Below are 7127 nucleotides of genomic sequence, written 5' to 3'. Positions count from 1 at the left end.
GGCCGGTGCAGTTCCACCTCGGTCTCGTGTTCGGAAGTGAGGTCGCAGTCGGGCACCTTGCCGGATTTCAGGGCGCGGACCGCGCGATCGAGCAGCTCGGTGTATAAGCCGAAGCCGATTTCCTGGATCTGGCCGGACTGTTCGTCGCCCAGCATTTCGCCGGCGCCGCGGATTTCGAGATCGTGCGTGGCGAGGGTAAAGCCCGCGCCCAGTTCTTCCAACGAGGCCAGCGCTTCGAGGCGCTTCTCGGCATCGGCCGTCATGGCCTTGCGGTCCGGCACGATGAGGTAGGCGTAGGCGCGATGATGCGAACGACCGACGCGGCCACGGAGCTGGTGCAACTGCGCCAGGCCGAAGCGGTCCGCGCGGTTGACCACGATCGTGTTCGCGGTGGGAATGTCGATGCCCGATTCGATGATGGTCGTCGAGACGAGTACGTTGAAACGCTGGCGATGGAAATCCGCCATGACCTGTTCCAGCTCGCGCTCCGGCATCTGGCCGTGGGCGACGCGGATGCGCGCCTCCGGCACCAGTTCGCCCAGTTCACGTGCGATGCGCTCGATCGATTCCACTTCGTTGTGCAGGAAGTACACCTGACCACCACGTGCCAACTCACGTTGAATCGCTTCGCGGATAAGGGCGGGCTGGTAGGTCGAGATCAGCGTACGTACGGCGGTACGGTGCGCGGGCGGCGTGGCGATGATGGACAGATCGCGTAGGCCGCTCATCGCCATGTTCAGCGTGCGCGGGATGGGCGTTGCCGTCAGCGTGAGGAGGTCGACTTCGGCACGCAGCTTTTTCAGCTGTTCCTTCTGGCGCACACCGAAACGCTGTTCTTCGTCGACGATGACCAGGCCGAGGTTCTTGAAGCGAATGTCGGCCTGCAAAAGTTTGTGCGTACCGACCATGACGTCGATCTGACCGTCGGCAAGGCGTTCCAGCGCCGCATCCGTTTCCTTCTTCGATTTGAAGCGGGAAACGACATCGACGCGCACCGGCCAGTCCGCGAAGCGATCGGCGAAGTTGCGGTAATGCTGCTGGGCGAGCAGGGTGGTCGGGACGAGCACGGCGACCTGCTTGCCGGCGGTCGCTGCTGCGAAGGCGGCGCGCAGGGCGACTTCCGTCTTGCCGAAGCCCACGTCGCCGCAGACCACGCGATCCATCGCGCGCGGCGCGGCGAGATCGGTGATGACGGCGTCGATCGCTGCCTGCTGGTCGGCGGTCTCTTCGAAGGGGAAGGTGGCACCGAATTCCTCGAGCATCTGGCGGTCGATCGACAGCGCTTCGCCCTGGCGGGCTTCGCGCTGTGCGTAGATCGCGAGCAGCTCGGCGGCGACGTCGCGGACCTTCTCGGCGGCCTTCTTGCGCGCACGTTCCCAGGCGTCGCCGCCCAGCGAATGCAGCGGTGCCAGTTCGGGCGCCGTTCCCGTGTAGCGGCTGACCAGGCCGAGCTGCGCCACGGGCACGTAGAGCTTGTCGCCCTTGGTGTACTCGATGGTCAGGAACTCGCCGGGCATGTCGCCAACGTCCAGCGACACCAGGCCCTGGTAGCGGCCGACACCGTGGTCGATATGCACGATGGGCGAGCCGATGGAAAGCTCGGTGAGGTCCTTGATGATGCTTTCGGGGTCGCGAGCGGCGCCGACGCGCTTCTTGCGATCGGTGCGCACGCGCTCGCCGAAGAGTTCGCGTTCGGTGAGCACCGTGAGCGCCGGCTTCGTCAGGGCAAAGCCCTGCTCGAGCGAAGCGACGGTAATCGCGAAACGCTCGTCTTTGGCGAGGAAATCTTTCCAGCCGTCCACGTTGACGGGCTTCATGCCGCCCGCGCCGGCGAGCTGCTCGATGAGCGCTTCGCGACGGCCGGCCGAGTCGGCGGCGATCRGCACGCTGCCCTTGTAGCTGGCGAGGAAGTGGCGCAACGAGGTGCCGGGTTCTTCGCCCTTGCGGTTGAGCGGTACTTCCGGAGCCGGCATCGTGCCGAGGTCGACCGCGTGTTCCTGTCCCTTCGGCACGACATCGATGCGGACCTGCTTGTTCAGGCGCTCGCGCAGGTGTTCCGGGGGCAGATAGATCTCGGCGGGCGGCAGCACCGGGCGCTCGATATCGTGTGCGCGTTGGTCGTAGCGCTCGGATGTCTGCGTCCAGAATTGCTCGGCCGCGTCGAGTACCCCGTCACCGAGGACGAAGAGAGCGTCGCCGGAGATGTAATCGAACAGCGTTTCCGTCACCGGGAAGAACAGCGGCAGGTAGTACTCGATGCCGCCGGGCGTCACGCCTTCCTTCATGTCCTGGTAGAGGTTGCACCGGCGTATGTCGATGGGAAAGCGCTCGCGCAGGTTGGCGCGGAAGTTCTTCGCGGCCTCCTCGGTCACCGGGAATTCGCGCGCGGGGAGAAGGTCGACACTATCGACCTGCTGTTGAGAGCGCTGGGTCTCGGTGTCGAAGGTGCGGATCGATTCGACTTCGTCGTCGAACAGCTCGACGCGGTAGGGCTCGTTCGCGCCCATGGCGAAGATGTCGATCAGCGCGCCGCGCACGGCGAAATCGCCCGGCTCGCCCACCTRGGGCACGTTGCGGTAGCCGGCGGCTTCCAGGCGGCGCTGCTCGGCGCCGATGTCGAGCTTCTGACCCTTGCGCAGGACCAGGCCCGAGCCGGTGATGTGGGTGCGTGGCGCAATGCGCTGCATCAACGTCGCCACCGGCACCACCAGCACGCCGCGCTTGATGCTCGGCAGGCGGTAGAGCGTGGCGATGCGCTGGGAGACGACTTCCGGGTGAGGGCTGAAGACGTCGTAGGGCAGGGTTTCCCAGTCGGGGAAGTGCAGCACGGGCAGCTCGCCGGCGAACACGGCCAGCTCGCTTTCCAGGTTGTCCGCACTGCGCGTGTCACGGGCGACCACGACCAGCAGGCCGTCGTGCGCCCGGGCCGCTTCGGCCACCTCCAGCGCCCATGAGGAGCCATGGGGCACGGCCCAGTAGCGGCGGGTCTTGGCGTTGGGAGGGAGCGGCGGGCGGGGAAGCGCTACAGGCATGAAGTCGGCTTGTCAGCTGCGGGCAAGCCGATGATTGTACTACCCGGGGACGAAGGGGTTGTGTGGGCTCAGTCGGCGATGTCCGGCTCGAAGAAGCTCCAGCGCACGTCCTTGAATTCCGCCTTGAAGTCGGCCTCGACGATGTTGATTGCCTCGATCATGGCCTTCGCCGTGGGCGCGGGAGCCATTTTGGCCTTGGTAGCCACCATGACGTCCGTGCCCATCTGCAGGGTCAGCAGGTTGTAGACCGAGTCGATTTCGGGGCGTGCGGCGAGGAAGGCGATCATCTCGGCCCGGCGTTTGGGCTCGACGCCCTGGCCGATCAGCAGGGCTTTCACCTCGCGGGCCACGGCGACGGCCACGACGATGAGAAGCACGCCGATGGCGATGGTGCCGATGGCGTCGTAGACCAGGTTGCCCGTGAGAATGGTCGCCACCACGGCCAGCATGGCCAGGCACAGGCCGATCAGGGCCGCGAGGTCTTCACCGAAGATCACCAGCAGCTCGCTGGCGCGGGTCTCACGGAACCACTGCCACAGGCCGCGTCCTTCGCGGGCCTTGTTCACTTCCTGCATGCAGCCATGCATGGAAATGCCCTCGGTAACGATGGAGAAGGCGAGCACGCCAACGGCGAGCCAGGGCCACTTCAGCGGTTCGGGGTTCGTCAGCTTATGCACGCCCTCGTACAGCGAGAACATGCCGCCGACGCTGAACAGCAGGATCGCGACGAGGAAGGACCAGAAGTACAGCGCGCGGCCCCAACCCAGCGGATAGTCCGGCGAGGGCGGCTGCTTGGCCTGCTTCATGCCGAGCAGGAGCAGCCCCTGGTTGCCGCAGTCGGCCGCCGAATGGACCGCTTCCGCCAGCATGGCGCCGGACCCGGTGAACAGGGCGGCGACCAGTTTGGCGATGAAGATGGCGAAGTTGGCTCCGAGCGCGAGAAAAATGGCGCGCTTCGAATCGGCGTGTCCCGACATGTGGTTCCCTGTCCCGGTGATCGATCGAAAGATCTTACCGTATGACGCCGACACCCAGGCCAAAGCTCACATTGGGATGGCCGCCGGACATTTCCTTGGCCGTCCATACGTGGGACTGGTTCACCGTGACGAGCGGGAAGGTGTAGTTGGCCTGGCCCACATTGCTGGCGCGCGTACCGTTGATACGCCCCGACACGGTAACGAGGCCGCCAGCCGGGTAGTCGAGGCTTTCGACATACCCAGGCATGGCTGCGATGAAGCGACCGTTACCGGTGTCGTTGGATTGCGGACGCTGCGAGCCGTCGAGCGGATAGGCCAGGATCTCGATTTCGCTGTGATCGGCGAAGTTACTCACCTTCACGATGCGACCGCCCCAGATCACGTCGGACGTGCCGTAGCGTTCCGGTTCGCGTGCCACTTGGGCGGGTGGCACGGCGACGTTGTTCGCCGTGGGCTTGTAGATAGGCGCAGGTGCGCAGCCGGCGAGGGCCAGCGTGAGCAGGGCGGCAGGGACAGCTAGACGGACGACGGTCGGGCGCATGAGTCAGCTCCTGGCAGGTAGCTGAACTTTAGCGCCGACGGACTGAACGGGGTGAGTGCGGAGCGTGGGGAGGTTCTTCATCCTTCCCTTCCTCGACCAGCCAGGTCAGCCGGTATTCGGACTCGCCCGGCTTACCGAGCAGCTTCGGCAGCATCCGCAGCGAATCGCGGATGGTTTCATCGATTTTCCACGGCGCGTTGATGATGGCGATACCCGTGCCGTTGAGGGTCAGCGGTGAATTGTCCGGACGGAGCAGCAGCTCGGCGACCAGCACGCGCTTTGCGCCGCATTTGGTCAGCCAGCGGTGGAACGGCTGGACGTGGCTGCGCACCTTGATCGGGTACCACACGGCGTACATGCCGGTCGGCCATTTCTCGAGGGAGGCCTTGAGCGTCTTCTCGATGATGCGGAACTCGGCTTCCTGGGCTTCGAAGGGCGGGTCGATCAGCACGAGGCCGCGCTTTTCCTTCGGCGGGACGAAGGCCTTCAGGGCCTCGTAACCGTCGCGCTCATGCACGTGGATGCGTTTGTCGTGATGGAACAGCTGGCGCAGGGCGCTGGATTCGTCGTTGCGCGTGTCGACCATCTGGGCGGTGTCGGTGTCGCGCATGAGGTGCGCGGCAAACCAGGGCGAGCCGGGGTAATAGCGCAGCGAGTCGTCACCCGGATTGCACGCGCGCACGATTTCCAGCCATTTCCACAGCAGCGGCGGCAGGCCGCTGGCGGTTTTGAGGATGTTGACGCCTTCGTCGGCTTCACCGGTCTTGCGTGCCTCATTGCCGCGAAGGTCGTAGCGGCCGCTGCCGGCGTGAGTGTCGATGTAGCAGAACGGCGAGGCCTTCTGCTTCAGCGAGTCGATCAAGGCCACGAGCACCATGTGCTTGAGGACATCGGCAAAGTTGCCGGCATGGTACGCGTGGCGATAATTCATCCCGCCAGTATAGCGGGGCCCGCCCTGTGGAGCCTGCTTCTCATGGGAGCCGCTCAGTACGCGAAGGTCACCCGCTTCTTCGCCGCGTCACCCTTCTCGATCCGGTCCAGCACGCCAATCGCGAAATCCGCGATCGAAATCCGGCTATGGCCTTCCGCATTCACCAGCAGCTGCTCGCCGCCGACGCGGAAACTGCCCTTGCGCTCGCCCGGTGCGATCTCGGCGGCTGGGCTGATATAGGTCCAGTCGATAGGGGCTTTGCTGGCGCGGAAGACGGCCAACGCTTCGATCTGTGCATTGGCCGAGGCCTTCCAGGCTTCCGGAAAGCCTGGATCGTCGATGACGCGCACACCGGGGGCGGTTTCCAGGCTGCCGGCACCACCCACCCAGGCGAAGCGACGTACGCCGGCCTTCGACAGGGCGTCCAGCAGTAGCGCGGCCTGACGGGGCACGTTGGCCGGGTCGGCGTGGTCGTTGAGGCTGGCGATGGCGGCATCGTTGCCGGGCAGGACGCTGGCATACGAGGACGGCTGGGCGACATCGCCCTTCACCACGGTCAGGGCGTCGTGCTTTGTGGCGAGCTTCGCCGGGTCACGAACCACGGCGGTGACCTCGTGGCCCCGGTCGAGGGCCTCGTCGAGGATGACGCTGCCAAGGTTGCCGGTGGCGCCGAACAGGATGATCTTCATGGGCGGTAGGCCTGCTGCAGGGAAAGGATGAGGCAGAGGATGCGCCTAAGATCGTTCCGGAAATACGCCTGTTAGCGCGATTCATCGTAAAGTATGGCTTTACTATCGACCCGACCGCATGGCTGCCGACGTTAACCTCAATCGCCTGGGTGTCTTCGTTGCCCTGGTCCGCGCCGGCTCGTTCACCGCGGCGGCCCGGCAGCTAGGGACGACCAAGGCGATGGTCAGCCAGCACCTGGCCAGGCTCGAGGAGGAGCTCGGCGTGACCTTGCTGGTGCGCAGCACGAGGAAGATGTCGCTCACGGACGCAGGTGAGCGCTTCCACGAAGACTGCGCTCGCGTGATGGCCGATGCCGAATCCGCCATCGCCCGCCTCGGCGAGTGCCGGGATACGCCGATGGGGGTGCTACGCGTCGCCGCGGCGGGCGACCACGGTCCGGCCATCGTCGCGCCGGCGTTGGCGGCCTTTGCCGAGCGCTATCCCCAGGTGAGTGTGGAGCTCGTGGTCGGCGACGCCATGGTCGACCTCATCGCCGAGCGTTTCGACCTGTCCATCCGGTTGGGCTGGCTGCGCGATTCGAGCCTGCGTGCCGCGAAACTGGCCAGTTTTCGCCAGTGCCTGGTGGCCTCGCCGGCCTATCTCGCCAAACACGGCACGCCTGGCACGCCCGCCGCGCTGGCGAGTCATCGATGGATCGCCCTGACGATCCTCACCTCGCCCACACGTTGGACCTTCACCGACGAGGGTGGCGTCGAACATCCCGTGCAGATGCGCAGCGCCGCGAGCGCCAACACCACGCTGGCGGCGCATGGTTTCGTCGTCGCGGGCATGGGCGTGTCCGTGCTGCCGGATTACGTGGTGAACGAGGACCTGGCGGCAGGGCGGCTGGTGTCCCTGCTCCCCGATTTCACGCTCCCCGAAGGCGGCGTCCATGCGGTCTATCCTGGGCGCCAGCC

The 7127-nt window shown here is 65.7% G+C and carries 6 protein-coding genes; 1 reads left to right on the top strand and 5 read right to left on the bottom strand.

Going from position 1 to position 7127, the window contains the following annotated elements; genetic code table 11:
* The 5 genes from mfd to AC1DT2_RS12770 all read right to left on the bottom strand — a co-directional run.
* A partial coding sequence (gene mfd, locus AC1DT2_RS12790; RefSeq protein WP_477296637.1) for a transcription-repair coupling factor occupies window positions 1–3032 on the bottom strand: 3032 nt, incomplete at its 3' end.
* Window positions 3033–3100: 68 nt separating this feature from the next.
* The gene (locus AC1DT2_RS12785; RefSeq protein ID WP_477296635.1) at window positions 3101–4009 is read right to left on the bottom strand and encodes a cation diffusion facilitator family transporter; all 909 of its coding nucleotides are present in this window, start codon (window positions 4007–4009) and stop codon (window positions 3101–3103) included.
* A 34-nt stretch (window positions 4010–4043) separates the two neighbouring features.
* Window positions 4044–4550 carry a Slp family lipoprotein gene (locus tag AC1DT2_RS12780; RefSeq protein ID WP_063572341.1) on the bottom strand — a complete coding sequence of 169 codons (507 nt, stop codon included), beginning with the start codon at window positions 4548–4550 and terminating at the stop codon, window positions 4044–4046.
* A gap of 28 nt (window positions 4551–4578) precedes the next feature.
* Window positions 4579–5481 (bottom strand): 23S rRNA (adenine(2030)-N(6))-methyltransferase RlmJ, encoded by a 903-nt coding sequence (locus AC1DT2_RS12775; protein ID WP_477296634.1) that lies wholly within the window; start codon window positions 5479–5481, stop codon window positions 4579–4581.
* 53 nt (window positions 5482–5534) lie between these two features.
* Window positions 5535–6170, bottom strand: coding sequence for an NAD(P)-dependent oxidoreductase (locus AC1DT2_RS12770; protein WP_477296633.1), 636 nt, complete (start codon window positions 6168–6170; stop codon window positions 5535–5537).
* A gap of 118 nt (window positions 6171–6288) precedes the next feature.
* On the opposite strand from AC1DT2_RS12770, the gene AC1DT2_RS12765 reads away from it, so the two are divergent.
* Window positions 6289–7127, top strand: an 839-nt coding sequence (locus AC1DT2_RS12765) for a LysR family transcriptional regulator (protein ID WP_477296631.1), incomplete at its 3' end; no start/stop codon positions are given.

This window comes from Luteibacter sp. P4_E6, assembly GCF_056401535.1.
The sequence above is the reverse complement of the archived record's forward strand: the minus strand, read 5'-3'. Positions and strand labels throughout refer to the sequence as shown.